General features: G+C 74.6%; 21 protein-coding genes and 1 tRNA gene. 15 read left to right on the top strand and 7 right to left on the bottom strand.

The window, feature by feature from the left end; genetic code table 11:
- The first annotated feature begins 56 nt into the window (after nt 1–56).
- A complete protein-coding gene (locus ASD19_RS11895; RefSeq protein WP_055993033.1) occupies nt 57–518 on the top strand; it encodes an SIP domain-containing protein in 462 nt (153 codons plus the stop codon).
- Here the strand turns inward: ASD19_RS11895 and ASD19_RS11900 are convergent.
- From ASD19_RS11900 to ASD19_RS11920, 5 genes are all read right to left on the bottom strand, one after another.
- Entirely contained in the window at nt 505–993 is a 489-nt protein-coding gene (locus ASD19_RS11900) for a Fe-S oxidoreductase (RefSeq protein WP_235563046.1), read from the bottom strand. The genes ASD19_RS11895 and ASD19_RS11900 overlap by 14 nt on opposite strands.
- On the bottom strand, nt 990–1,814 hold the full coding sequence (locus tag ASD19_RS11905) for an arginase family protein (protein WP_055993035.1): 825 nt from the start codon (nt 1,812–1,814) through the stop codon (nt 990–992). The genes ASD19_RS11900 and ASD19_RS11905 overlap by 4 nt, the downstream gene beginning before the upstream one ends.
- Nucleotides 1,815–2,035: 221 nt before the next feature.
- On the bottom strand, nt 2,036–2,773 hold the full coding sequence (locus ASD19_RS11910; RefSeq protein ID WP_055993038.1) for a PspA/IM30 family protein: 738 nt from the start codon (nt 2,771–2,773) through the stop codon (nt 2,036–2,038).
- Nucleotides 2,774–2,827: 54 nt separating this feature from the next.
- On the bottom strand, nt 2,828–4,843 hold the full coding sequence (locus tag ASD19_RS11915) for a TPM domain-containing protein (protein ID WP_055993039.1): 2,016 nt from the start codon (nt 4,841–4,843) through the stop codon (nt 2,828–2,830).
- Nucleotides 4,843–6,900, bottom strand: a complete 2,058-nt coding sequence (locus ASD19_RS11920; RefSeq protein ID WP_235563047.1) for a TPM domain-containing protein — start codon at nt 6,898–6,900, stop codon at nt 4,843–4,845. Before ASD19_RS11920 ends, ASD19_RS11915 begins: the two co-directional genes overlap by 1 nt.
- A gap of 224 nt (nt 6,901–7,124) precedes the next feature.
- On the opposite strand from ASD19_RS11920, the gene ASD19_RS11925 reads away from it, so the two are divergent.
- The 7 genes from ASD19_RS11925 (at nt 7,125) to ASD19_RS11955 (ending at nt 15,579) form a co-directional block, all read left to right on the top strand.
- Entirely contained in the window at nt 7,125–7,958 is an 834-nt protein-coding gene (locus ASD19_RS11925; protein ID WP_055993040.1) for a DUF3097 domain-containing protein, read from the top strand.
- 23 nt (nt 7,959–7,981) lie between these two features.
- The gene (trmB, locus tag ASD19_RS11930) at nt 7,982–8,731 is read left to right on the top strand and encodes a tRNA (guanosine(46)-N7)-methyltransferase TrmB (protein ID WP_055993042.1); all 750 of its coding nucleotides are present in this window, start codon (nt 7,982–7,984) and stop codon (nt 8,729–8,731) included.
- 12 nt (nt 8,732–8,743) lie between these two features.
- On the top strand, nt 8,744–9,607 hold the full coding sequence (locus ASD19_RS11935; protein ID WP_055993044.1) for a CPBP family intramembrane glutamic endopeptidase: 864 nt from the start codon (nt 8,744–8,746) through the stop codon (nt 9,605–9,607).
- A 43-nt stretch (nt 9,608–9,650) separates the two neighbouring features.
- Nucleotides 9,651–11,468 (top strand): gamma-glutamyltransferase family protein, encoded by a 1,818-nt coding sequence (locus tag ASD19_RS11940; protein WP_055993047.1) that lies wholly within the window; start codon nt 9,651–9,653, stop codon nt 11,466–11,468.
- Nucleotides 11,469–11,560: 92 nt separating this feature from the next.
- Complete coding sequence (locus ASD19_RS11945) at nt 11,561–13,036, top strand: serine/threonine-protein kinase (RefSeq protein WP_082543172.1); 1,476 nt, start codon at nt 11,561–11,563, stop codon at nt 13,034–13,036.
- A gap of 169 nt (nt 13,037–13,205) precedes the next feature.
- Complete coding sequence (gene hutH / locus ASD19_RS11950; protein WP_055993049.1) at nt 13,206–14,786, top strand: histidine ammonia-lyase; 1,581 nt, start codon at nt 13,206–13,208, stop codon at nt 14,784–14,786.
- Nucleotides 14,787–14,796: 10 nt separating this feature from the next.
- On the top strand, nt 14,797–15,579 hold the full coding sequence (locus ASD19_RS11955) for an IclR family transcriptional regulator (protein WP_327040896.1): 783 nt from the start codon (nt 14,797–14,799) through the stop codon (nt 15,577–15,579).
- A 39-nt stretch (nt 15,580–15,618) separates the two neighbouring features.
- On the opposite strand, the gene ASD19_RS11960 is transcribed toward ASD19_RS11955, so the two are convergent.
- Nucleotides 15,619–15,694: transfer RNA gene (locus ASD19_RS11960), tRNA-Arg, on the bottom strand.
- 451 nt (nt 15,695–16,145) lie between these two features.
- On the opposite strand from ASD19_RS11960, the gene ASD19_RS11965 reads away from it, so the two are divergent.
- Nucleotides 16,146–17,456 carry an HNH endonuclease signature motif containing protein gene (locus ASD19_RS11965; protein WP_055993053.1) on the top strand — a complete coding sequence of 437 codons (1,311 nt, stop codon included), beginning with the start codon at nt 16,146–16,148 and terminating at the stop codon, nt 17,454–17,456.
- Between the two features lie 8 nt (nt 17,457–17,464).
- On the opposite strand, the gene ASD19_RS11970 is transcribed toward ASD19_RS11965, so the two are convergent.
- Nucleotides 17,465–18,277, bottom strand: coding sequence for an SGNH/GDSL hydrolase family protein (locus ASD19_RS11970; RefSeq protein ID WP_055993055.1), 813 nt, complete (start codon nt 18,275–18,277; stop codon nt 17,465–17,467).
- Between the two features lie 154 nt (nt 18,278–18,431).
- Between ASD19_RS11970 and ASD19_RS11975 the strand changes: the two genes are divergently transcribed.
- The 6 genes from ASD19_RS11975 (at nt 18,432) to thrB (ending at nt 25,714) form a co-directional block, all read left to right on the top strand.
- Entirely contained in the window at nt 18,432–20,099 is a 1,668-nt protein-coding gene (locus tag ASD19_RS11975; RefSeq protein ID WP_055993057.1) for an arginine--tRNA ligase, read from the top strand.
- A gap of 7 nt (nt 20,100–20,106) precedes the next feature.
- Nucleotides 20,107–20,907 (top strand): LmeA family phospholipid-binding protein, encoded by an 801-nt coding sequence (locus tag ASD19_RS11980; RefSeq protein ID WP_055993059.1) that lies wholly within the window; start codon nt 20,107–20,109, stop codon nt 20,905–20,907.
- Between the two features lie 23 nt (nt 20,908–20,930).
- Complete coding sequence (locus ASD19_RS11985; RefSeq protein ID WP_055993061.1) at nt 20,931–21,731, top strand: hypothetical protein; 801 nt, start codon at nt 20,931–20,933, stop codon at nt 21,729–21,731.
- A 244-nt stretch (nt 21,732–21,975) separates the two neighbouring features.
- Complete coding sequence (gene lysA, locus ASD19_RS11990; RefSeq protein WP_235563048.1) at nt 21,976–23,454, top strand: diaminopimelate decarboxylase; 1,479 nt, start codon at nt 21,976–21,978, stop codon at nt 23,452–23,454.
- The gene (locus ASD19_RS11995; RefSeq protein WP_055993064.1) at nt 23,451–24,785 is read left to right on the top strand and encodes a homoserine dehydrogenase; all 1,335 of its coding nucleotides are present in this window, start codon (nt 23,451–23,453) and stop codon (nt 24,783–24,785) included. Before lysA ends, ASD19_RS11995 begins: the two co-directional genes overlap by 4 nt.
- Nucleotides 24,782–25,714: a homoserine kinase gene (thrB, locus tag ASD19_RS12000; RefSeq protein WP_055993066.1), complete on the top strand. Its 933-nt coding sequence runs from the start codon at nt 24,782–24,784 to the stop codon at nt 25,712–25,714. The genes ASD19_RS11995 and thrB overlap by 4 nt, the downstream gene beginning before the upstream one ends.
- Nucleotides 25,715–25,768: the final 54 nt, after the last annotated feature.

The following is a 25,768-nucleotide window of genomic DNA, read 5'->3' on the forward strand; positions in this document are numbered from 1 at the left end:
GGTCAGTGGCGGGTGAGGTAAGGCAACCCTGAGTTGGGGCGTATGATGGAGGCATCATGACCGCCGTCGAGCACAACCCCTCCGCCTGCCGCGCCTCGCGCCACACGCGGGTGCAGCACCTCGTGACCGCGGACGAGCAGTCGTTCGCCGAGCTCGAGGCGCTGCTCGCGACCCTGCCGATCTGCGCCACGGGCCGCGTGTTCATCGAGGTGCCGGACGCCGGCTGGATCGCGCCCATCTCGGCGCCGCCGCGCATGGTCGTGACCTGGCTCGATCGCTCCGCCCGCACGGGCGCCCCGGGATCCGGCCGCTCGTGCACGCCGGGCACCGCGCTCGCGCGCGCCGTCACGGCGTGGGCCGACGAGATGATGTGCGACGAGCACGACGAGACGCGCGTCGACCTGCTCGGCGGCTACCTCGGCACCGCCGACATCGTCGACCACCTCACCGAACGTCTCGACGTCGCGCCCGAGCGCATCCACGCGCCCGAGCGCTTCCGCCTGTTCAGCCGCGGCTGACCCCGGGTCCGCGCCGCGTGCGCACGTAGCCGCCCGCGCGCAGGCCGGCCGCGATCTCGAAGCGGTTGCGCAGCGGATCGCGCCCCGCGAGCAGGTAGAGCAGCGGCATCAGGAACCCGTAGCGGCGCCACTGGTCGCGGTGCACCGCCTCGTGCCGCAGCAGCTCGGCCGTGACGGGCCCGTCCCCGGTCAGGAAGCAGCCGCCCACGCACACGCCCCCGCGCGGGAACGCCCACTTCGGCAGGCCCCGGAAGACCCACAGGCCCTCGCGGCGCTCGACCGGGCCCGTGCTCCACAGGGTGCCCCAGACCCATCCGATCGCCGTGCCCCATGCGTAGCCGACCAGGCTCACGGGGGAGTCCAGCAGGATGCGCGGCAGCAGCCCGTCGACGCGCTCGCCGCGGCGGAGCGCGCGCTCGGCGCCCGTCCGGATCGCGCGGGGCAGGGCGTCGAGCTCGGCGTGCGGCCAGCTCACGCCAGCGCCCCGATGATGCGCAGGATCGCGCCCATGTCCTCGACGGCGGCGGAGGGCGTCGCGGGCGTGAAGCCGGCGACCGTGGCTCCCGCGAGCTCGACGCGCGCCCGCAGGGCGCCGATCGCGGCGACCAGCGCGGCCGGGGCGACGCCGAAGGGCTCGGGGGAGGAGACGCCCGCGATGTGCGCGGGGTCGAGCACGTCGAGGTCCACGTGGACGTACACGCGGCGCGCGCCGGTGGCCGCGACCGCGTCGGCGAGCGCGTCCGCGCGCTCCAGGTCGGCGGGCGCGAGCGAGGCCATCCCGGACTCCGCGAGCAGCTCGTCCTCCTCGGGGTCGAGCATCCGGACGCCGGCCAGCACGACCCGCTCGGGCGGGACGAGACCGGGCGGCAGGACGAGCCCCGGCGCCCCCTCACCGAGCACCGCGCGCAGCGCCATGCCGGCGTAGGCGCCGCTCGGCGACGAACCGGGCGCGTGCAGGTCGCCGTGGGCGTCGAACCACACGAGCGCGAGCGGCTCGTCGGTCTGGGCGGCGACGTGCCCGATCGCCGCGACCGAGACGCCGCAGTCGCCGCCGACCACGATCACGGGTGCCGGCAGGTCCTCGAGCGCGGCGCGCACGCCGTCGGCGGTGCGCAGCAGCGCGCTCGCGCGCAGCACGCCGGTCTCGAGCGTGTCTCCCGCCTCGAGCGGCACGTCGACGAACGTGCACGCGGCGCGCGGCAGGTCGCCCGCGATCGCCTCCGCGCCGTCGATGTGGGCCATCGCGCGCGACGAGGGTGAGCCCTGCCACTGAGGGACGACGAGGAACCGGGCCATGCAGTCATCCTGCCCCGGATCGCGCCCTCGCGCACGGATCCCCGTACCGACACAACGCAGGACCTCTGCCGTGTCGATGGCGTGTCGCGGGGCGCGAAGCGGGCGGCACGCCCGGGATCCGTGGGAAGTCCTGCGTTGTGTCGGCGTGGGCGGCCCACATGCGATCGAGCGACCGCGGAGCTGCACCCGATCGAGTGCAGCCCCGCGGTCGTGACCGAGCGTCAGGAGCCGAGCTGGCCCTGCGGCTGACCGCCCGACTTCAGCTGCGCGAGGCGCGCCTCGACCTCGGTCAGCTCGCCGAGGTCCTCTAGGCTCTCGAACTGCGCGTCGAGGCTCGACGCCGCGAGCTCCGCCTTGCCCTGGGCCTGCGCCTCGACGCGGCGCACCTTCTCCTCGAAGCGACCGAGCTCGCTCGTGGGATCGAGCACGTCGATCGACTTGACGGCGTCCACGACCTTGGTCTGCGCCTCGGCGGTCTTCTGACGCGCGAGCAGCTCGCTGCGCTTGCTGCGCAGCTGCTCGAGCTTGACCTTCATGCCGTTGAGGCCGGCCTTGAGCTTCTCGACGACCTCGCTCTGCGCCTCGAGCTGCGGCGCCGTGGCCTTGATGTCGTTCTCGGCCGAGATCTGGCGCTGCAGCGCGACCTTCGCCAGCGCGTCGAACTTGTCGGCGTCGACCGGGTCGCCCGCCGCGCGCAGCTCGTCGGCCTTGCGGCTGGCGGCGAGCGCCTTGTTGCCCCACTCGACCGCGGCCTGCTTGTCCTCGGCGTGGTCGCGCTCCAGCAGCCGCAGGTTGCCGATGGTCTCGGCGATGGCCGCCTCGGCGTCCGCGATGTTGTTGGTGTAGTCGCGCACCAGCTGGTCGAGCATCTTCTCCGGGTCCTCGGCCTGGTCGAGGATCGCGTTGATGTTCGCCTTCACGAGCGTCGAGATGCGCCCGAAGATGGACTGCTTTGCCATGTTGTGCCTTTCGTGTGGCGGTTGAGGTGTGCGTGAGGTGCCTCGAGGGCGAGTCTAGAAGCGCCGCCCTCCCGAGCGGCCGGACGATCGGCTTCCGCCGAACGAGCGGGACGAGCGCGAGGACGACCGGCCGGATGACCGACCGCCGGATGAGCGGCCGCCGAACGAGGAGCGGCCGGACGAGCGGGACCGGGATCCGGACGAGGACGATCCGCCCCAGCCGGAGGACGATCCGCCGCCCTCGCCGTTGCCGAACCAGCCCGACAGCGCGCCGAGCACGACGCCGCCCAGCGTGAACAGCAGGACGATCCCCGCCGCGCCGTCCGATTCGTCCGCGACGCCGAGGCTCGAGAACAGCCCGACCGCGCCGCCGCTGACCGCGCCCCACAGGGCGCGCCCGCCGGCGCCGTCGTCCTCGTCGGCGGATCGTGTCGGAGACGACTCGCCGCCGTTCGAGCCGAAGGCGCGCACCCGGCGCCGCCCGGGGCGCTCGTCGGACCGGATGCCCGCGGCGGTCAGCGCGGTCTCGGCGTGCCGCACGGCGTCGCGGGCGTGGCCGGTGGCCGCGGCGGCATCCGTCGCGAGTGCCGCGCGGGCCAGCGCCAGGGCGGCGTGCGCCTGCCGCAGCGCGCCGAGCGCGGCGGCGGACACGCGCCCCGCGCGCGCCGTGACGGTCGCCTCGGCGGTGCGGACCGCGGAGGCCGCGCGGTCGAGTTCCCGGTCGCCCGTCGGCTCCCCGGTGGTGACGGGAGAGGAAGGCAGGGCCGACGAGCCGTGGCCGAGGTCGCCGCCCACGACGGCCGAACCGACGGCGGGCGCGCTGCTCGCGGCCGTGACCCCGAGCGTCGCGGCGTGGGCCTCGACCGCGGTGTGCAGTGCGGTCGTCTCCGCGATCAGGCGCTCGATCTCGTGCACCGCGGCGGAGATCTGGGCCGCCCTGCCGTGCGAGACGGCGTCGCGCAGCCTGCCGAGCCACTCGTCGGCCGCCTCGAGCCGTCGTCGCATCTCCGACGCGTTGTCGGCCACGGGCGCCACCTGGGCGGGCGCGTAGGCGGCGGACATCGTGGCGATCCGCTCGGCGGCCGAGGCGACGAGCCGGTCCGCCTCGGCGCGGGAGCGCTCCAGGCGTCCGAGCGTCGCCTGCGCGTCCTTCGCGAGCGCCCGCAGGCGTGCGAGCGAGTCGCGGCGACGCTCGAGCTCGCGGTCCACTGCCGCGCACGCCGCCAGGATCTCGTCGGTCCACGAGCGGGTGTCGGCGGGAGAGTCCTCGGTCGCGTCCTCGAGGCGGCGCTGCAGCTCGAACGCGCGGTCGATGCGGGCTCGCCCGTCCGCGAGCGCCTGCGCGTACTCGCGCGTGGCGTCCTCGCCGAACTCGGCCGTGACGAAGTCGAGCTCCTGCTCGCTGGTGCGCAGGGCCTCATCTGCGCGCACGAGCGCGATCGAGGCGCGCCGGCGCTGCCCCGCGAGCGTGCGCAGCTCGAGGGCGCGGGCCGCGCGGCGCCGCCCCAGCAGCACGAACTGCACGATCACGAACACCAGGAGGGCGGCGGCGCCGATGCCGATGAGCCATACCCACCAGGGCGGGGGCACCTCGTCGAACTCGTCGGCGACGAACTCGACGCCCCCGACCCAGTCGTCGTTCGCCAGGTGCTCCGAGCCGAGCCGGTCCTCGATCTCGAGAACGCGGCTCTCGCGGAGCGGACCGCCCTCGTACTCGGCGGAGATCGCCAGCGCGCGGCCCTCGGTCGCGATCGCCAGCAGGTACTGGTCCGCGGCGAGGTTGTTCTGGAGCGACGCGCGGTCGGCCCACTGCAGCGCGTTGGACGGCGACGTGAAGTCGTCCACGAACACAACGTAGAGCTCGGGCCGATCGGGCGCCGCGGCGAGCGCCTCGAGGCGCTGCTCGAGACGGCGCTCCTCGGATGCCGACAGCACTCCGGCGCGGTCCGTGACGTAGCCCGGGTCGAGGTCGCCCGGCGGCTCCGCATGGGCGGCGAGCGGCGCGAGCGCGAGCGCACCCGCCAGGACCGCCGTGGCGACGGCGTGCGCGGTGCGCGGCGCGGGGCTCATCAGAAGCGGCCGCCTCCGCGACGCCCGCGGCCCCCGCCGAATCCGCTGCCGCCGCGGCTGCTGCGACCGCCGAGGCCGCCGCCCAGTCCTCCGCCCAGGCCGCCGAGCACGGAGCCCCCGCCCCAGCCGCTCGTGCCGCCTCGTGTGCCGCCCCCGCCGAGGCCGCCGCTGATCAGGCCGCCCAGCAGGCCGCCGACGAGCCCGTCCACCATGCCGCCGCCTCGTCCGCCGCCGCCCAGCATGCCGCCGCCCATGCCGCCGCCGAGCATGCCTCCGCCGAGGCCGCCGCCCCAGTCGGCCGACTCGACGTCGGCCTGGGCGAGGCGCGCGGCCTCGGACGCGAGCTGCAGCGCGCGCTGCGCGCGCTGCAGCGCCTGCGCGGGGTCGCCGGACTGGAGGGCCTCGGCCCGCGCGAGCTCGGCGCCCGCCTCGGCCAGCCGTGTGCGCGCCTCCGCGCCCACCGCGCCGCGCCGCGCCGCGATGTACTCCTCGGCGCCCGTGACCTGGCTGCGGGCCTGCAGCAGCGTCTGCCCCAGCATCTGCTGCGCGCGCTGCGCGCTGCCGACGACCGCGTCGATCTGCGCGTTCGCGGCCTGCAGCGCCTCGAGGAGCGCCTGCGGGCTGCGGGCCGATCCGGACAGGTTGTGCCGAGCCTGCGCGACGGCCTGCTCGGTCGCGGCGACCGCCGCCGCCACCTCGCCCGTGGCGGGAAGCGTGCGCGCGCGGGCGAGGTCCTGCTCGAGGTCGGCCACGAGCGCCGCGGCCTGCTGCTCGGCCGTCGCGAGCGTCGCGCCGAGATCGGCGACCGCCTTCTCGAGCTGCGCGGCCTGCGCGACCGCCTGCTCGGCGGCGCGGATCGCGACGGCGGCCTCGCCGCCGTCGCCCGCGCCGACCAGCTGCTGCGCGCGGGCGAGCTGCTCGTCGGCGAACGCCAGCCGCGCCCGCGCCTGCGCGGGGTTGTCGGCGACGGTCGTGATCGCGTCGGCCGCGTAGCGGGACCGCAGCTCGGCGACCCCGGTCTCGATCCGCTCGGGTGCCCCGTCCGCCGCGGCGCGACGCTGCTGCACCTCCGCGAGCGCGGCGGGGGCGTCCTGCTCGATGCGGCGCAGCTCGCCGAACGCGGCCTGCTTGTCCTGGAGCGTGGTCGCGGCCGCCTCGCACAGCCGGATGATCTCGCCGTTCCACGCACGCACGTCCTGCTCGGCGTCGGGCTCGTGGTCGTCCAGGCGCTGCTTGAGCTCGAACGCCTTGGCGAGGTCGGCCTTGGCGGCCTGCAGCGCCTGCTCGAACTCGCCGGTCGCCTCGCGGCCGAACTGCGCGATCGCGAAGCCGAGCTCCTGCTCGCTCGCCCGCACGGCGTCGTCCGTCGCGACCAGGGCCGAGGCTGCGCGGCGCGCGAGCTCCTCGGTCGTGACCTCGGGCTCGGCGCCCGGGCCGGCCTGGCCGCCGGAGGTGCCCTTGCGGCGGCGGGAGGCGAGGTACCACGCCGTGCCGCCGACCGCCGCGACCCCGGCCCCGCCGATGACCCACGGCAGGACGGAGCCGCCGCCGGCCGCGCCGCCACCGGGTCCCGAGCCGTCCAGTCCGTCGGCGGCCGCGTCGGCGGCGCCGACCCAGTCCTCGGCCGACAGGAAGGGCTGTACCGCCGACTCGATCTCCGCGATCCGCTGCTCGCTCACGGGCCCCTCGGTCGCCGCCGAGAGATAGTAGTTGCGGTCCTCGACCGCGACCGCCAGCAGGTACTGGTCGATCCCGAGGCCGTTGGACTCGGCCGTCGTGTTGGCCCAGTCGTCGGCGGCGGACGGGTTCTCGAACGTGTCGACGTAGACGACCCACAGCTCATAGCCGGTGTCGGCGCTCAGCTGCGCGAGCCGCGTCTGCGCCTCCTGCTCCTCGGCCGGGCTCAGCACGTCGGATTCGTCGAGCACGAAGTCGTCGTCGAGCTCCACCGGGTCCTCTGCGTGCGCGGGCGTCGCGATCAGCGCGGCCCCCGTCGCCAGCCCGATCGCCAGCATCGCGCGCATCGACCGCGCCGTCCTCGTGCCCCACGCCGTCATCGCGCCCCCCTCCGCGGCAGCGCCGCAACCGGGCGCTCCGTCCTCGATCCTATGCACCGTGCGGCATGCCGGAAAGGGCCGATCGGCGCGGCATCCGTTCGCTCCCCGCGGACGCGCGGACCCCTCCTCGGGGCGCGTCGCGAGGGCTCCCGTGGGCGGCTCGAACGTAGGCTGGTGCGTCGCGCGCGCCCGCCGCACGCCCCCTGCTCGCCGGACGGAGGACCATGGACGATCGCTACGGGACCGACGTGCTCGCGACCGGATGGCGCCAGCGCGGCGCGAAGCAGGTGCAGACCGTGCCGGCCGAGATCGACCTGGTCGTCGAGGTCGCCGGCGACGGGTTCTGCGGCGCCGTGACCCGGCTCGAGGCGGGCAGCGTCGAGCTGGAGGACGGGAAGGGCCGCCGCCGCGTGTTCCCGCTCGGCAAGGGCTTCCTGATCGACGGCGAGCCCGTCGAGCTCGTGGTGCCGAAGGCCGCGCCGCAGGGGCGCCGGAGGACCGCATCCGGCTCCTTCGCCGTCGAGGAGCAGCGCGCCCGTGTCGCCCTGCCGCACCGCATCCTGGTCGAGGGTCGGCACGACGCCGAGCTGGTCGAGAAGGTGTGGGGCGCCGACCTGCGGGTCGAGGGCGTGGCGGTCGAGTACCTGGAGGGCGTCGACAGGCTGCCCGACCTGCTGCGGGACGAGCCGCCCGGTCCCGGCCGGCGGTACGGCGTGCTGGTGGATCACCTGGTGCCCGGTTCGAAGGAGCAGCGCATCGCCCGCGCGATCGAGCAGGGCCCGCACGGGCGCCACATGCGCATCGTCGGCCATCCGTTCATCGACGTCTGGCAGTGCGTCAAGCCGTCGTCCGTCGGCATCAGGGCGTGGCCCGAGGTGCCCAAGGGCGAGGAGTGGAAGAAGGGCGTGTGCCGCCGTCTCGGATGGCCGCACGCCGAGCAGGCCGACACCGCCCGCGCGTGGCAGCACATCCTGTCGAAGGTCACCACTTTCCGCGACATCGAGCCGGCGCTGCTCGGCCGCGTCGAGGAGCTCATCGACTTCGTGACGGCGCCGTAGGCTGCGCCGAATACGCTTGAGGGATGCCCGAGGAACCCGCTGACGACGCGCCGTCGTTCCGCAAGCAGCCCGTGTCGTTCGTCCGCCGCAGCGGGCGGATGTCGGACGCGCAGGAGCGCGCCTGGAGCGAGCTGGCTCCGCGGTACGCCTTCGACGTGCCGCGCGACATCGCGTCGACGTCCGTGCACCCGGACGCGCGCCTGATCCCGGCCGAGGTCTACGGCCGCACGGCGCCGCTCATGGTGGAGATCGGATCGGGGCAGGGCCACGCGATCGTCTCGGCGGCCGCGGCGCGTCCCGACGTCGACTTCCTCGCGGTCGAGGTGTTCCGCGCCGGCCTCGCCCGCACGATGCTCGACGCCGACCGCGCGGGCGTGCGGAACCTCCGGCTCGTGGAGGCCAACGCGCCCGAGGTGCTCGAGCGCCTGCTGCCCGAGGGCGCGGCCGACGAGGTCTGGGTCTTCTTCCCCGACCCGTGGCACAAGAGCCGGCACAACAAGCGCCGCCTGGTCAAGGAGGGCTTCGGCGCGACGGCCGGCCGCGCGCTGCGCGACGGCGGGCTGCTGCGCCTCGCGACCGACTGGGAGGACTACGCGCTGCAGATGCGCGAGGTGCTCGACGCCGAGCCCGAGTTCGAGCGCGCGTTCGACGGCGGCGAGGACGCCTGGGCGCCGCGGTTCGACGGCCGCGCCATGACCGCGTTCGAGCGCAAGGGCATCGCCAAGGGGCGCGAGATCCGCGACCTGACCTACCGCCGCGTCGCGCGGGGCTGAGGGCCGATCCGGATGGCGGCGAAGACGGGGCAGGTGCGGGCGCCGGACGCGCACGCGGTCGAGCCGCTCGTCCTGACCGCGGGTCTGCTCGTGTGCCTGGCCGCGCCCGCGTTCTTCGTGGTCGAGATCGAATGGCTGGGCATCGCGCTGCTGGCGGCCGGGCTGGCGCTCGCCGCCGTGCGCGACCGCCGCGATCCGGCGGGCATCCGGCGTCGCCCCGGCCTGCTGCGCGACCTGGGGCTCATCGCGATCGGCATGCTGATCGTGAGCGTGATCTCGCTCGAGGCGCAGCTGGACGACCTCTCTATGCTGCGGTTCACGCTGGCCCTCGGCGGGGCCGTGGCGGTGCCGTACGTGCTGTCCCGCTTCGTGTTCCGGGATCATGCCGTGCGCTTCCCGTGGCGCGGCGGCGGGCGCTGGGGGCGGCTGCAGTGGGGGTGGCTCGTCGCCGTGCTCGCGCTCGGCTGGCTCATCCTGCCCTTCTATTTCGTGACGAGCGGCGTGTACCGCAACTGGCCCGTGGTGGACACGCCGGATCTGATCGCGCGGCTGTTCGTCGGGGTGGGCGCGGTCGGCATCTGGGACGAGCTGTTCTTCATCTGCACGGTGTTCGCGCTGCTGCGCCGCCACCTGCCGGATCTGGCGGCGAACCTGCTGCAGGCGATCGTGTTCGTGTCGTTCCTGTGGGAGCTCGGCTACCGCGAATGGGGGCCGGTGCTCACCATCCCGTTCGCCCTGCTGCAGGGGCTGATCTTCCTCCGGACGCGCTCGCTCGCCTACGTCGTGACGGTGCACCTGCTGTTCGACGCGGTCGTGTTCCTCGTGCTCGTGCACGGCCACAACCCGGGGATGCTGGACGGCCTGTTCCTGGTCTGACGCGTGGGCTGAGCGGGTGCGCGCGGCTGATTGACTGGAGCGCATGAGCTTCACCCCGCCGCCCGCGCACCTCACTCGGCCCGACCTGCGGGGCCGCTTCGGCATGGTCGCATCGACGCACTGGCTGGCCAGCGCGAGCGCGCAGGCCGTGCTGGAGCGGGGCGGCAACGCGTTCGACGCGACGGTCACGGCGGCGTTCGTGCTGCACGTGGTCGAGCCCCACCTGAACGGCCCGGGCGGCGACATGACCGCGGTGTTCGCGACCGCCGAGGCGCCGTCGACGCCCGTCGTGCTGATGGGTCAGGGGCCCGCGCCGGCCGGCGCGACCATCGCGCACTATCGCGCCCAGGGCCTCGACCTGGTGCCCGGCTCCGGCGCGCTCGCGGCGGCCGTGCCCGGAGCGGTCGACGCGTGGCTCCTGCTGCTGCGCGACCACGGCACGTGGCCGCTCGCCGACGTGCTCGACTTCGCGATCGGGTACGCGACCGACGGCCATCCGGCGCTGCGCAACGTGTGCACGACCATCGCGGGCGTCGCCGACCTGTTCCGCGACCACTGGCCGACCTCGGCCGACCGCTGGATGCCGGATGGGCGGGTGCCCGAGCCGGGCGACATCCTGTACGCGCGCACGTACGCAGCCCTGCTCCGCGAGCTGGGGGACGCGGCCTCGGCGGCGGCGACCCGCGAGGAGGGCGTGGACGCCGCGCGGGAGCTGTGGCGCGAGCGCGTGGGCCGCGCGGCCGAGGAGTTCGTGCGCGCGCCGCACCGCCATTCGGACGGCGGCGACCACGCGGGGGTTCTCACGGCGGCGGATGTCGCGGCCTTCGCCGCGTCGTACGAGGACGCCGTGTCGATCGAGTTCCGCGGCCACACGATCGCCAAGACCGGCCCCTGGGGTCAGGGGCCGGTGCTGCTGCAGGCCCTGCGCATCCTGGACGGGTTCGAAGACGAGCGGCTCGACCCCTCGAGCGAGCTGGGCGCCCACACGGTGCTCGAGGCGCTCAAGCTCGCGCTCGCGGACCGCGACGCCTGGTACGGCGAGGACGTCGCCCCGGACGTGCTCGCGCATCTGCTCTCGGAGGAGTACGCGGCCGCGCGCCGCGCGCTGATCGCCGACACCGCCTCGCGCGAGGTGCGCCCGGGTGCCGTGCCGGGGCATCCGATCCCGACCCTGCCGCCGCTGCGCGAGGCGCGGGCCGTAGGTGCCGGTGTGGGGGAGCCGACCGTGCGCGCGGCCGGCGCCGATCTCGACCCCGACGCGCAGGGCCGCACGCGCGGCGACACGTGCCACGTCGACGTGGTCGACCGCTGGGGCAACATCGTCTCGGCCACCCCGTCGGGCGGCTGGCTGCAGTCGTCTCCCGAGATCCCCGAGCTCGGGTTCTGCCTCGGCACGCGGCTGCAGATGTCGTGGCTCGACGAGTCCTCGCCCTCGCGGCTGCAGGCGGGGCGCCGGCCGCGCACGACGCTGACGCCCACCCTCGTGCTGCGCGACGGCCGGCCCGTGATGGCCCTCGGGTCGCCCGGCGGCGACCAGCAGGACCAGTGGCAGCTGCTGATGCTGCTGCGGGTGCTCGTGGGCGGGTACACGCCGCAGCAGGCGATCGACGCGCCGGCGCTGAACACGACATCGATGCACGGCTCGTTCTGGCCTCGCACCGGGACGCCCGCGGGCGCGGTCGTGGAGGACCGGTTGGGGGACGACGTGATCGCGGGGCTCGTCGCCCGCGGCCACGCGGTGACGCGCGCGGGGGAGTGGGCGCTCGGTCGGCTGTCGGCCGTGACGCGCGATCCGCGGAGCGGCCTGCTGGGAGCCGCGGCCAACCCGCGCGGAGCGCAGGGCTACGCCGTGGGACGTTAGCGCACGAAAGGTTAAGAGCCGACGGATTGCACAGGCCCTGCCGGGTTGTCAAGCCTTTCGAGACAATTCACCACGCCCCGCATCCTGGATACATGACAGATGCGAGCGTCCTCGAGGCGGATCCCCGGGCGCAGGCCCCGGCCGTCGACGTTCGCCCGGGTGACGTCCTGGACGGCCGGTACCGCCTGGAGGAGCTGGTCGGGCGCGGGGGCATGGGTGCCGTGTTCCGTGCGACCGACACGGTCCTCGAGCGCACGGTCGCGATCAAGCTGTTCGCCGCCGCTGCCGCCGACGAACGGGATCGCGAGCGCCGCGCATCGGAGACCCGCCTGCTCGCCTCGCTCAGCCACCCGTCGCTCGTGACGCTGTACGACTCGCGCACGGCCAAGGACGGCTCCGGCTACATGGTGCTCGAGTACGTGGACGGCGGCACGCTCTCGGACCGGATCGCGCGCGGCGCGCTGGCGCCCGCCGAGGTCGCCGAGATCGCCGCCGAGCTTGGCGACGCGCTCGACGCCGTGCACGGCGCGGGCGTCATCCACCGCGACGTGAAGCCGGCCAACGTGCTGATGCATGCGGCCCCGAGCCCCGTGCGCGTGTCGCTCGCCGACTTCGGGATCGCCTACCTGGTCGACGCCGCCCGCCTGACGACGCCGGGCATGGCCGTCGGCACGGCCGCCTACTTCTCGCCCGAGCAGGCCCGGGGCGCCGAGCCCTCGCCCGCGTCCGACATCTACGCGCTGGGCCTCGTGCTGATCGAGGCGCTCACCGGCCGCCGCGCGTTCCCGCAGACCACGCCGATCGAGGCCGCGGTCGCGAGGCTGCACACGGCGCCCGAGGTGCCGGGCGGGTTCGGCTACGGCTGGCGTTCGCTGCTGACCGCCATGACCGCCACCGACCCCGCCGAGCGGCCGACCGCCCGGCAGGTGGCCGAGCGGGCGCGCGCGCTGACCGGCGCGGACGCCGACCCCGGCGCGACCGCGGCGGCGTTGCCCGCGGCGGCCGATGTGACCGCGCCCGTGAAGCTCGACGACGGCCCCGCGACCCAGGCCGACGCGCCGGTCGTGGCGCCCGCGCCGCGCATCGCCGACGAGGCAGAGCTCACGCGCGTGCTTCCGGTCGCCTCGGCGTCCCGCCGCGGGCGCCGCCGAGCGTCGCGGCGCCGGCCGGGGGCGCTCGGCGTGACCGGCCTCGCGGCCGTCGGCGCGCTGGTGCTCGGCATCGGGGCGTGGGGTGCCACGGCGGCGCTTCCGGCCGAGTCGCCGACGGTCGGCGCGCGTCAGGTGGAGACGCGCGTGGACGAGGCACGTGTGGCGCCGAGCGAGGCGCCCGCGGAGCAGCCCGCGCAGGGCCCTGCCGCCGAGCCCGCCGTCGCCGAGACCGCGAGCCGGCCGGCCGCGCCGGCCGAGGCCGAGCCGGCGCCGCAGCAGAAGGCTTCGACCACTCCGAGCGGTGAGGGCCCGGCCGTGCCGGCGCACGCCGCGTCGGAGGGCAAGACCCGTGGGAATGGGAACGGGAACGGGGAGCCCGCCGTGGGGACGTCGGGCAAGGGGCGCGACGGCGACTGAGGCTGCAAGGGACGGCATGCCTCGTCGCCGTCGCCCCACACCTTCCCGGATGACCCGCGGGGCGACGCGCGCGGCGCGTGCGGCATCCGTGCGCATCCGTTCTGGGATCCCAGACGCGATCATCGCGCGACGGCTCGCCGCGGGCGCCCGACCGGAGTCGAATGGCTCCATGACCTCGCATCCTGACCTCTCGACCGGACCCCGGCGGACCATCGCGCTCGGGGGTGCGGGCCTCGCGCCGGCAGACGCTGTGGCGATCGCGCGCGAGGACGCGCGCGTGGAGCTGTCCGACGCGGCCCTGAGGGACATGGCCGCGAGCCGCGCGCTGATCGAGTCGCTCGCCCACGACACCCGGCCGCACTACGGCGTCTCGACCGGATTCGGGGCGCTCGCGACCGTGCAGATCCCGGTCGAGAAGCGCCGCCAGCTGCAGCGCGGGCTCATCCGCTCGCACGCCGCGGGCACGGGGCCCGAGGTGGAGCGCGAGGTCGTCCGCGCGCTCATGCTGCTGCGTCTCGACACGCTCGCGACGGGGCGCACGGGCGTCCGCCCCGAGGTGGCGCGCGCGTACGCGGCGCTGCTGAACGCGGGGATCACGCCGATCGTGCACGAGTACGGCTCGCTCGGCTGCTCGGGAGACCTGTCGCCGCTGGCGCACTGCGCGCTCGCGGTCATGGGGGAGGGGCGCGTCCGCGACGCGTCCGGTGCGCCGCGCGAGGCCGCCGACGCGCTCGCCGAGGCCGGGATCGAGCCCGTCGTGCTCGAAGAGAAGGAGGGCCTGGCGCTCATCAACGGCACCGACGGGATGCTCGGGATGCTGCTGCTCGCGCTGCACGACCTCGAGGCGCTGCTGCGCGTGGCGGACGTCGCGGCGGCCGCGAGCGTCGAGGCGCTGCTCGGCACCGACACGGTCTTCGCCGCCGACCTGCACGCGCTGCGCCCCCATCCGGGGCAGGCGGCGTCGGCCGCCAACATCGCCCGCATCCTGCGCGACTCGGGTCTGATCTCGCGGCCCGGGGCCGGCGAGTTCACGCGCGTGCAGGACGCCTACTCGCTGCGGTGCGCGCCGCAGGTCCACGGCGCCGCGCGCGACACGGCCGCGCACGCGGCATCCGTGGCCCGCGTCGAGCTGGCCAGCGCGATCGACAACCCCGTGGTCACGCCGGATGGGCGCGTCGAGTCCAACGGCAACTTCCACGGAGCGCCGGTCGGCTACGTCCTCGACTTCCTCGCGATCGCCGCGGCCGACGTCGCCTCGATGTCGGAGCGCCGCACCGACCGCTTCCTGGATGTCGCGCGCAGCCACGGCCTGCCGCCGTTCCTCGCCGACGACCCCGGCCTCGACTCGGGCCTGATGATCGCGCAGTACACCGCCGCGGGCATCGTCTCGGAGCTCAAGCGGCTCGCCGTGCCGGCGTCGGTGGACTCCATCCCGTCGTCCGCGATGCAGGAGGACCACGTCTCGATGGGGTGGGCGGCCGGCCGCAAGCTGCGCCGCGCGATCGACGGCCTGTCGCGCGTGCTGGCGATCGAGCTGCTGGCGTCGACGCGCGCGCTCGACTTCCGCCTGGCGGCAGGTGCCGGGCGGCCCGGGCCCGCGACGGAGGCCGTGCACGCGCTGTTCCGCACCGACATCGCGGCCCCGGGGCCGGACGTCTTCACGTCGCCCGACATCGACCGCGCGGTCGCGCACGTGCAGTCGGGGCGCGTGCTCGCGGCCGTCGAGGAGGCGGTCGGCGCCCTGGCGTAATGTCGTGCCGGTGACGGAGTCGAGCCGCGTCCCGGCGTTCGAGAACGGGCTGCGCATCCTGAGCCTGCTCGCCCGGTCGAGCGGTCCGCTGCAGGCCGCGACGATCGCGCAGCGCCTGGACCTGCCGCGCTCGACGGTCTATCACCTGCTCAACGTCGCCGAGCGCGAGGGCTACGTCATGCGGCTGCCCGAGGAGAGCCGCTACGGCCTCGGGATCGCGGCGGTCGATCTGGGCTCGTCGTACGCCCGCACGGACCCGCTCGCGCGCGTGGGCCGCGTGCTGGTCGGCCGGCTGGTCGACCGGATCGGGCTGAGCGCGCACCTCGCGGTGCTGCACGGCCGGGAGGTGCTGTACGTGGTCGAGATGCGCGCGAAGCACGCGCCGGATCTCGTCAGCGGTGTGGATGTGCGCCTGCCCGCGCAGCTCACGGCGAGCGGGCGCGCGATCCTCGCGGCGCTCCCGAAGGCGCAGCTGCGCGCGCTGTATCCGGGCGCGCAGGCGTTCGTGCAGCGTCACGCCGAGCATCCCGCCGTCACGACGTACTCCGAGCTGCGCCGGGTGCTGGAGGCCGTGCGGCAGCGCGGCTGGGCCGAGGAGGTGGGCGACATCACGCCGGGTATGTCGTCGGTCGCCGTGCCCGTGCTCGACCACCGCGACTGGCCGGTCGCGGCGATCGCGGTGACGTATCCCGACGATTCCGTGCCGCCCGGGCGCATCCCGGAGCTGGTGGAGGCCGCGCGCGCGACCGCGGAGGAGATCTCGCGGCGCATCCACGGCGCGCGGCACGCCTGACAAGAGGAAGGCCCCGCCTCTCGGCGGGGCCTTCCCGGTTGGTGCGCCCGAAGGGATTCGAACCCCCGACACCTGGCACCGGAAGCCAGTGCTCTATCCACTGAGCTACGGGCGCATACCTGATCGAGGATATCAGTCGACGGCGGTGGTCCCGACCGACAGTCGTCAGACGAAGCGCGTCGTGAGGCGGGCGCCCGCGACGTCCACCCTCCGGTCGTTGAGCGGAGGGGCGCCGGCGCCGGCCCCACCCTCCGGTCGTTGAGCGGAGGCGCGCCACTGTCGGTCCACCCTCCGGTCGTTGAGCGGAGGCGCGCCAGCACCGGAGTCGAAACGTGTCCAAACCCTCCCTGCCGACCAACCCACCGCTCGTCCACAGGGCACCGCCCGCGAGGACTTCTCCACAGATTCGGTTTGAATCGCTGATCTGCGCTTTCCGGCCCGGTGAATGTCGGTGGCCCGGAGGAGAATCGGGCCGCCCGCGAGGACTTCTCCACAGATTCGGTTTGAATCGCTGATCTGCGCTTTCCGGCCCGGTGAATGTCGGTGGCCCGGAGGAGAATCGGGCCATGACGRCACAGGCGACTTCGACCCGGTGGGCTCCCACCCCGGCCGAACGCGCCCGCACGTCAGAGCTCGTCGACGGCTACCTGGAGCAGCAGGTCATCATCGCCCAGGCYCATGCCCGGCAGGCGCGGATCCTCGCCGAGGGCCGCGCGATCGCCGAGGCCCAGACCCGCCGGGGTGGGACGGGTTCGGAGTTCGAGCACCCGCTGAGGTCCATGGCCGCCGAGTTCGCGGTCGCCGGGCGGATGTCAGACCGCACGATCCGGGCCCGGATGGAGTGGGCGGTCGACCTCGTCGACGGGTTCCCGGCCACGTTCGCCCTGTTCGAAGAAGGCCGCATCAGCGAGGCCCATGTCCGCACGATCCTCGACGCCGGGTCACGGCTGGACGACGAGGACGCTCGCGCCGAGTTCGAGCAGATCATCCTGCCCCGCGCGGTGAAGCTCACCGCCGGACAGCTGGGCTCCGTCGCACGGAAGCTCGCGGACGACATCGAGCCGCTACCGTTGGAGGAGCGTCACGAAGAGGCCATGACCGACCGCTCCGTGAGCGTGGCTCCGCTGCCGGACGGGATGGGGGAGTTGACGTACATCGGTCCGGCGGTGACGGTGTACGCGATGCATGACCGGGTCACTCAGATGGCCCGCACGATCTACCGCACCAAGGGCGAGGGTGACGTCCGGACTCTGGATCAGATCCGGGCGGACGTGTTCGCTGAGATCGCCCTCGCCGGGCTGCCGACCGCGGAGCTGATCGACCAGCACGGCGGCGACGCCCTGACCAAGATCAAGGCCACCGTGCAGGTCACCGTCCCGTGGCAGTCTCTCACCGGCGTCGGTGACGAGTCGGCGTTCCTCGCGGGCTACGGACCCATCCCCGCCGAAGCGGCGCGCAGGCTGGCCGGCGAGGCCGCCAGATGGACGCGCCTGTTCACCGACCCCGACACCGGGTGCCTGAAGACCGTCGACACCTACACGCCGACCCAGGCCCAGCGGCGCTTCCTCATCGCCCGGGACGAGCACTGCCGCTTCCCCGGCTGCCGGCAACCGGCGATCCGGTGCGAGGACGACCACACCATCCCGTACTCCGACGGTGGCCCCACCGACGTCGGGAACCTCGCCAACCTCTGCCGGGCCCACCACGTGTTGAAACACAACTCCGCCTGGGGCTTCCGCCACGGCCCAGGCGGCGTCATCGAGGTCATCAGCCCCACCGGCAGGGCCTACAAGCACAGACCCACACCGGTGGTGAGGTTCGAGGCATCAGCCGAGATCGCCCGCGCCGACTTCGGCGCCGACCCGCCCCCGTTCTGACGGTCCCGCTACGGGAGCGTCGCGGGCTCGGGCATCTCCTCGTCGGAGGCCTCGAGGCTCGTCACCGGATCGGTGATCTCGGCGAGCGCGTCGGCCAGCCGCTGCGCCAGGTAGGCGTGGCCGGCGACCGACGGGTGGTTGCGGCCGTAGTCGCTCGTGTCGATGACCGAGAGGTAGTTCTGCTCGGTGATCCACCCGTCCTGGATCGGCGAGATGTACCACCACTGCCGCTCGGTGGCGAGCTCGGCGAGGTCGCGGTCGATGCGCGCGGTGGCGGGCTCGACCGGAAGCACCTGCGGCGCCGGGCCGAGCACGACGACCGGCGTGCCGGGGTAGATCTCCACGAGGGCGTCCCACGCGGCGGTGACCGCGGCGCGGTACCCGGCCGCGGGCTCGCGACGGTCGTTGATCGAGCCCTGGATGATGATCAGGTCGTACTCGGCGGCCGGGTCGAGCGCCGCGATGCGGGTGCCGAAGTCTGGCCGGTCCAGCCCGGGCCGCAGATAACCGCTGCCGCGGCCGCCGTCGACGGTCGTGGTGCCGTCCAGCAGCTCGGCGAGCACGTATGCGTAGCCGCGGTCGATCGGCGTCGCGGCCGAGCCGTACGTCCAGGAGTCTCCGAACACCAGCACATCCGGGTGCGGCGGGAGGCGGATGGGCGGCGGCGTGAGCACGGCCTGGTCGGACGACGCCTGCTCCACCTCGGCGACGGGGGCGGCCCACGGGCGCAGCGCCCCGGCCGCGAGCGCCGCGAGTACGGCGAGCACCGTCGTCACGGTGAGCGCGACGACGGCAGGGCGGGAGCGGGTCGCGGGCGCCATCACCGATCAGGGTAGGCGATCCATCTGAACAGAAGGAAACGCTCCCGCACGGCGGCGCAACGCGGCCGGGCGCGGGGTCGCCTGGCCGTGTCGCCCGTCGCCTGAGGATCCCCCGGCGGTCGCCTCGCCCGCCGACCAATAGACTTGTCGGGCTATGAACCCGGATGCCCTCGCCGCCGCCCTGCTCGCCGTCATCACGCCGATCGCCGAGCGACGACGCCCGGAGGAGGACCTGGGGCTCGCGGCCGCGGACATCACGCTCGAGCGCCCCAAGAACCGCGACCACGGCGACTGGGCCACGAGCATCGCGCTCAAGCTCGCCAAGCGCCTCGGCACGAACCCGCGCGAGCTCGCGCAGGAGATCGCCGACGGGCTCGCCGCGGTCGACGGCATCGCGAGCGTCGAGGTCGCCGGCCCCGGCTTCATCAACGTGCGCCTGGACGCCGCAGCGGCGGGCGCGCTCGCCAAGACGATCGTCGACGCGGGCGCCGACTACGGCCGCAACGACTCCCAGGCGGGCAACTCGATCAACCTCGAGTTCGTGAGCGCCAACCCGACGGGTCCGCTCCACATCGGCCACACGCGCTGGGCCGCGCTGGGCGACAGCATCGGCCGCCTGCTGCAGTTCTCGGGCGCCACCCTGGCCCGCGAGTTCTACATCAACGACGCCGGCGCGCAGATCACGCGCTTCGGCGCCTCGGTGCTGGCCGCCATCAAGGGCGAGCCGAAGCCCGAGGACGGCTACGCGGGAGAGTACATCGACGACCTCGCGCGCCGCGTGCTCGAGGGGCGCCCCGACATTCTCGACCTCGACCCCGAGGCCCAGCTCGAGGCGGCGCGCGACGACGCCTACGCGCTGCAGCTCGCCGAGATCAAGGAGTCGCTCGCGCAGTTCAACGTGCACTTCGACGTCTGGTTCTCGGAGCGCATCCTGCACGCCAAGGGCGAGGACGGCGGCCCCAGCCTCGTGGACCAGGCCGTCGAGCGTCTGCGCGCGCAGGGCCACGTGTTCGACGCGGACGACGCCGTGTGGGTGCGCACGACCGACTTCGGCGACGACAAGGACCGCGTCATCCGCCGCTCCAACGGCGAGTACACGTACTTCGCCGCGGACGCGGCCTACTACCTGAACAAGGGCGACCGCGGCTTCGCGCACAAGATCTACCTGCTGGGCGCCGACCACCACGGCTATGTGCACCGCCTGAGGGCCCTCGCGGGCGCGGCGGGCGAGGACCCGGACAAGGACATCGAGATCCTGATCGGCCAGCTGGTGTCGATCAACGGCGCCAAGCTCTCGAAGCGCGCCGGCAACATCATCGAGCTCGACGACCTGCGCGAGTGGCTCGGAACCGACGCGCTGCGCTACTCGCTCGCGCGCTACCCGGCCGACTCGCCCCTGTCGCTCGACCCCGACCTGCTGCGCAAGCGCACGAACGACAACCCCGTCTTCTACGTGCAGTACGCGCACGCGCGCACGCACAACGTCGGACGCAACGCCGCCGACGTGGGCGTGGACCGCTCGGAGTTCGCCCCCGAGCTGCTCACCCACGAGACCGAGGCGGCGCTGCTCGGCGCGCTCCAGGAGTTCCCGCGCATCGTCGCGTTCGCGGCCGCGGTGCGCGAGCCGCACCGCGTCGCGCGCTACCTCGAGGAGCTCGCGGGCCTGTACCACCGCTGGTACGACAACTGCCGCGTGACCCCGCTCGGCGACGCCGAGATCGAGCCCGTGCACCGCACCCGCCTGTGGCTGAACGACGCCACCGGCCAGGTGCTGCGCAACGGCCTCGACCTGCTCGGCGTGAGCGCGCCGGAGCGGATGTAGCCACCGGATGACGGCGAGCGCCCACGCATCCCCCGCGCCCCGCAGGCGCCGGCGTCGCTGGCCGTGGGTGCTGGCGGCGACCCTCGTCCTCCTGGCGGTCGCGGCGGTCGTCGTCGCGGAGGGCGTCGCGCGCTCGATCGTGCCGCAGCGCGTGCGCGAGACCGTCGTGGCTCAGCTCGGGCTGCCCGAGGACCAGCCGCTCGACGTGACCGTCGGCGGCGTGCTGGTGCTGCCGCAGCTGATCGCCGGCCGCCTCGACGACCTGCGGGTCGCGGGCGCCGACGTGCCGCTGCCGGGCGAGGCCGCCGCCGGGCTCACGGTCGACGCCGACGTGCGCCTCACCGGCGTCCCGCTGCGCGAGGGCGTTCAGGGTGGGCCCGGCACGGCCGAGCTGCGCCTGGGGGCCGACGACCTGCAGCTGCTGCTCGCGGACGCCCGGCTGCCCGACGCGCTCGCGGATCCCACGGTGACGCTCGCCGAGCCCGACGCCGTGCTGACGAGCGAGGTCTCGATCCTCGGCGCGTCCATCCCGATCGAGCTGTCGCTCGCCCCCGGCGCCGCCGACGGCGACCTCACGCTGGAGCCGACGGGCGCGCGCATCGGGGGAGCGCAGCTCTCCCTCGAGCAGCTGGCGGCGATGGCCGGCATCGAGCTCGGCCCCGTGCCGCTGTGCCTCGCCGACCGCCTGCCCTCGGGCCTTGCGCTCACGGCCGTCGCGGTCGAGGGCGACGCGCTCGTCGCCGACCTCGACGTCGCGGCCGGCATGATGACGGATCCCGCCCTCCTGGAGCCCGGCACCTGCGATTGAGCCGCCTGGCTAGCATCGGTCGCGTGCCGATCAGAGATCAGACGACCTGGACCGACGACGACGTGCTCGACGCGGCCGCCCGGTGGAGCTGGGTGCCGGACGGGTCCCGTGTCGCGGAGGGCGAGCTCACGATCATCCAGCGCCCGGCGTGGGTGGGCGGCCACGTCGCCGTGGAGCGCACCCCGCGCGGGCGCGCGGCAGCCGAGCTGGTGGACGAGGCCGCGGCCGTCGCCCGGGAGTGGGGCGACGTCGCGCTGGAGTGGGCGCTCGCCGACCGCGACGACCCGGCCTTGGCCGCCGAGCTCGAGGCCCGGGGTGCGACCGTGATCGAGCGGCTGGACGTGCTGGCGCGCCCGCTGCCCGCGGACCCCGCGCCTTCCGCGCCGGGGGTCTCGGCGCGCCGCGTCGCATCCCGCGAGGACGTGATCGCGATCGGCGCGATCAACGCCGCCGTGTGGGGCAACGCCGTGCCGAGCGAGGAGCGGATCGCGCAGGTGCTCGAGGAGGAGCGGCGCGGCGCCGCCGAGGGCACGGGCTTCCGCGTGCTCGCGACCCTCGACGGCGAGGTCGTGTCGACCGGAGGCGTGACGCTCGCCCCGGGACCGCGCGGCACGGTCGCGCGCCTGTGGGGCGCCGCCACGCTCGAGGGCGCCCGCGGCCGGGGCGCGTACCGGGCCGTGCTGGCCGAGCGCCTGCGGCTGTCCGCCGAGCACGGCGCGACGCTCGCGCTCGTCAAGGGCAGGATCGCGACGTCCGCGCCCATCCTCGCCCGCGCCGGGTTCCGCCGCGTGGGCGGCGAGCGGCGCTTCCGCCTGCCGCTCTGATCGATCGCTCGCCACGCATTTCGCCCAGCCGTAGCGAAGGGATCTGCACATCCGAAGCCGTGCGGATGCCGGATCGCCTTCCGATCTGCTGATCCCCTCGGATGCGCCGGCCGGGTCGGCCGCGGGCGGCGCCCATCCCCGTCGGGAGGCGCGGTGCAGGTGTCATAGACTCAGTGGTCACCGGCGGCGCGTGAGCGTACCGTGCCGCGGCATCCACCGAACGCCCCACCCGATTGAGAAAGTCGTGCCCGACGACGCAGCCGCAGCTGTTGTGAGCGGAGCCCTCGCGCCCGAGTGGCTCGCCCTGCCCGACGACCCCAACGACCTCGCGCCGGGCGTGTGGCCCGCCTCCGCGCACCGCGACGCGGACGGCGCCCTCGTGATCGCCGGCATCCCCGCTCCCGAGCTCGTCCGGACCTTCGGCACCCCCGTGCTGGTGCTGGATGAGGACGAGGCGCGCGACCGCGCCCGTCGCACGCTGCGCGCCTTCGGCGACGCCGCCGCCCGCCACGGCGGCCGGGCCCGCGTGTACTACGCGGGCAAGGCGTTCCTGTCGACCGAGGTCGCGCGCTGGATGATCGACGCCGGCCTGAACGTCGACGTGTGCTCGGCCGGCGAGCTGGCCGTCGCGCTCGCGGCGGGCGTCCCGGCCTCGCGCATCGGCTTCCACGGCAACAACAAGCGCGTGTTCGAGCTCGAGCGCGCGGTCGAGGTCGGGGTCGGCACGATCATCGTCGACTCGGACATCGAGATCGAGCGCCTCGCGGCGATCACCGAGCGCCTCGACCGCCGCCAGACCGTGCTGGTGCGCGTCAACAGCGGGGTGCACGCCGAGACCCACCACTTCCTCGCGACCGCGCACGAGGACCAGAAGTTCGGGTTCACGCTCGAGGCCGCCGAGCGCGCGGTCGAGCGCATCCACGAGCTCGAGCTGGTCGACTTCGCCGGCCTGCACTGCCACATCGGCTCGCAGATCTTCGGCACCGCGGGCTTCCGCGAGTCGGCCTCGCGCGTGCTCGAGCTGCACGCGCGCCTGCTGGAGCAGGAGCGGTTCACGGCCACGGGCGCGGACGGCTCGGTCGAGCCCGTCCTCAACCTGGGCGGCGGCTTCGGCATCGCCTACACGCGCGCCGACACCCCCACGCCGATCGCGGAGCTCGCGGACGGCATCGTCGACGCGGTCGCCGACGAGTGCGCCGTGCGCGGCATCCCGCTGCCCGTGCTCGCGTTCGAGCCCGGCCGGTCGATCATCGGCACCCCCGGGGTCACGCTGTACGAGGTCGGCACGACCAAGTCCGTCCAGGTGGACACCGGATCCGCGGTGGCCGAGCGCCGCTACGTGAGCGTGGACGGCGGCATGAGCGACAACGCGCGCCCCGCGCTGTACGGCGCCCAGTACTCGGCGCGCCTCGCGTCGCGCGAGGGCGTCGAGGGCCCCGTGCTCAGCCGCGTCGTGGGCCTGCACTGCGAGTCGGGCGACGTCGTCGTCGACCACGAGTACCTGCCGGGCGACGTCACGCCCGGCGACCTGCTGGCCGTGCCCGCGACCGGCGCGTACTGCGCCCCGCTCGCCAGCAACTACAACCACGTGCCCCGCCCGCCCGTCGTGGCGGTCACCGGCGGCACGGCGCGGATCATCGTGCGCGGGGAGCGGATCGAGGATCTGCTCGCCCGCGATGCGGGAATCGACACGGGATCCGCCGTCGCAGAGGGAGAAGAATGATCGATCACCGCCGCCTCCGTGTGGCCCTGCTCGGGGCCGGTTCCGTCGGATCCCAGGTCGCGCACCTGCTGCTCACCCATGCCGAGGAGCTCGCCGAGCGCTCCGGCGCCGAGCTCGAGCTCGCCGGCATCGCCGTGCGCGACGTCGACGCGCCGCGCGACGTGGACCTGCCGCGCGAGCTGCTGACCACCGACGCGGAGAGCCTCATCGTGGGCTCGGACATCGTGATCGAGCTGATGGGCGGCATCGAGCCGGCCCGCACCCACATCCTCGCCGCGCTGAACTCCGGCGCCGACGTCGTGACGGGCAACAAGGCGCTGCTCGCCACGCACGGCGCCGAGATCTTCGACGCCGCCGACCAGGTCGGCGCCTCGGTGTCGTACGAGGCGGCCGTCGCGGGCGCGATCCCGATCATCCGCCCGCTCAAGGACTCGCTCGCCGGCGACCGCATCAAGCGCATCTTCGGCATCGTCAACGGCAGCACCAACTTCATCCTCGACAAGATGGACCGCGAGGGGCTGAGCGCCGACGAGGCCCAGCGCATCGCGACCGAGCTCGGGTACCTCGAGGCCGACCCGACCCTGGACCTCGAGGGCTACGACGCCGCGCAGAAGGCCGCGATCCTCGCGAGCCTGGCGTTCCACACGCACGTCTCGATCGACGACGTGCACCGCGAGGGCATCGAGAGCATCACGGCGGACATGATCGAGGGCGCGCGCCGCGCGGGCTTCGTGATCAAGCTGCTCGCGGTGTGCGAGCGGCTCGCGGCCGGCGGCGCCGAGGGCGCCGACACGGCCGACGCGGACGGCGAGTCCATCTCGGTGCGCGTGTACCCGGCGCTCATCAGCCGCGACCACCCGCTGGCCAGCGTGCACGGCGGCAACAACGCCGTGTTCGTCGAGGCCGCCGCGGCGGGCGACCTGATGTTCTACGGCGCGGGCGCCGGCGGCCTGCAGACGGCCTCGGCCGTCATGGGCGACGTCGTGTCGGCCGCGCGCCGCCACATCGCGGGCGGCGTCGGCGTCGGGGAGTCGCCGCGCCAGAACCTGCCCACCGCGCCCATCGGCCGCATCATGACCCGCTACCAGGTCACGCTCGAGGTGGACGACGAGCCCGGCGTGCTGGCCCGCATCGCCGGCATCCTGAGCGAGGGCGGCGTCTCGGTCGCGACCGTCGAGCAGACCCCGTCGACCGATGCCGAGGGCCGCGCCCACATCGTGATCGGCACCCACCGGGCCCGCGAGCAGGCGCTGAGCGACACGGTCGCCCGCCTGCAGGCGAGCGATGTCGTCGAACGCGTGGTGTCGGTGCTGCGCGTCGAAGGGGAGTGACGGTGCCGCCCGCGGGCGCGCGCACGGTGCACGTGCGCGTCCCCGCGACCAGCGCCAACCTCGGCCCCGGCTTCGACACGCTCGGCCTGGCTCTCAGCGTGTACGACGAGCTCGAGGTCACGGCGCTGGCGCCGGGCGAGCTCGAGATCGAGGTCACCGGCCCGGGCTCGGACGAGATCCCGCGCGACGAGTCGCACCTGATCGTCCGCACGATCCGCTACTGCTACGAGTCGGTCGGGCGGACCGCGCCGGGCCTGCGCCTCGTCGCGCGCAACGGCATCCCGCACGGCAAGGGAATGGGCTCGTCGGGGGCGGCCGTCACCGCGGGCGTGCTCGCCGCCAAGGGCCTGCTCGAGGGCGAGGCCGTGCTGACCGAGAACGACCTGCTGCGCCTGGCGACCGAGCTCGAGGGGCACCCCGACAACGTGGCGCCCGCCCTGTTCGGCGGCCTCACGATCGCGTGGACCGAGAACGGCGTGCCGCAGCACAAGAAGCTGCTCGTGCACCGGGGCGTCGCACCGGTCGTCTTCGTGCCGGACCACACCATGTCGACCTCCAAGGCGCGCAGCGTGCTGGCGACCGAGGTGTCGCGCGAGGACGCGGTGTTCAACGTGTCGCGCTCCGCGCTGCTGATCGCCGCCCTGACGCAGAGCCCGGATCTGCTCCTGTCGGCGACCGAGGACAAGCTCCACCAGGAGAAGCGCGCGCAGGCGATGCCCGAGACGTTCGCGCTCGTCAGCGCCCTGCGCGAGCGCGGCTTCGCGGCCGTGGTGTCCGGCGCGGGCCCCAGCGTGCTGGTGCTCGCGGACGGCCCCGGCCGCCGCCTCGAGGCCGCCGCGGTGGTCGAGGAGGTCGCGGGCGGATCGTGGCAGCCGCTCATGCTGGCCGTCGACTTCAAGGGCGGCACCGTGTCGCCCGCGGCGGAGTGACGCCGTCGCCGGATGTGAGGATGGAGACCCACCCGTGACTTCCCCCGAGCCGAG

It is taken from the genome of Microbacterium sp. Root53 (assembly GCF_001426925.1).
GTDB lineage: Bacteria > Actinomycetota > Actinomycetes > Actinomycetales > Microbacteriaceae > Microbacterium.

Bases quoted from the DNA above. Each gene is read 5' to 3' on its own strand.
- ASD19_RS11895 (WP_055993033.1), top strand. From the start codon at position 57: ATGACCGCCGTCGAGCACAACCCCTCCGCCTGCCGCGCCTCGCGCCAC.
- ASD19_RS11905 (WP_055993035.1), bottom strand. From the start codon at position 1,814: ATGGCCCGGTTCCTCGTCGTCCCTCAGTGGCAGGGCTCACCCTCGTCG.
- ASD19_RS11910 (WP_055993038.1), bottom strand. From the start codon at position 2,773: ATGGCAAAGCAGTCCATCTTCGGGCGCATCTCGACGCTCGTGAAGGCG.
- ASD19_RS11915 (WP_055993039.1), bottom strand. From the start codon at position 4,843: ATGAGCCCCGCGCCGCGCACCGCGCACGCCGTCGCCACGGCGGTCCTG.
- ASD19_RS11920 (WP_235563047.1), bottom strand. From the start codon at position 6,900: ATGACGGCGTGGGGCACGAGGACGGCGCGGTCGATGCGCGCGATGCTG.
- ASD19_RS11925 (WP_055993040.1), top strand. From the start codon at position 7,125: ATGGACGATCGCTACGGGACCGACGTGCTCGCGACCGGATGGCGCCAG.
- trmB (WP_055993042.1), top strand. From the start codon at position 7,982: ATGCCCGAGGAACCCGCTGACGACGCGCCGTCGTTCCGCAAGCAGCCC.
- ASD19_RS11935 (WP_055993044.1), top strand. From the start codon at position 8,744: ATGGCGGCGAAGACGGGGCAGGTGCGGGCGCCGGACGCGCACGCGGTC.
- ASD19_RS11940 (WP_055993047.1), top strand. From the start codon at position 9,651: ATGAGCTTCACCCCGCCGCCCGCGCACCTCACTCGGCCCGACCTGCGG.
- ASD19_RS11945 (WP_082543172.1), top strand. From the start codon at position 11,561: ATGACAGATGCGAGCGTCCTCGAGGCGGATCCCCGGGCGCAGGCCCCG.
- hutH (WP_055993049.1), top strand. From the start codon at position 13,206: ATGACCTCGCATCCTGACCTCTCGACCGGACCCCGGCGGACCATCGCG.
- ASD19_RS11970 (WP_055993055.1), bottom strand. From the start codon at position 18,277: ATGGCGCCCGCGACCCGCTCCCGCCCTGCCGTCGTCGCGCTCACCGTG.
- ASD19_RS11975 (WP_055993057.1), top strand. From the start codon at position 18,432: ATGAACCCGGATGCCCTCGCCGCCGCCCTGCTCGCCGTCATCACGCCG.
- ASD19_RS11980 (WP_055993059.1), top strand. From the start codon at position 20,107: ATGACGGCGAGCGCCCACGCATCCCCCGCGCCCCGCAGGCGCCGGCGT.
- ASD19_RS11995 (WP_055993064.1), top strand. From the start codon at position 23,451: ATGATCGATCACCGCCGCCTCCGTGTGGCCCTGCTCGGGGCCGGTTCC.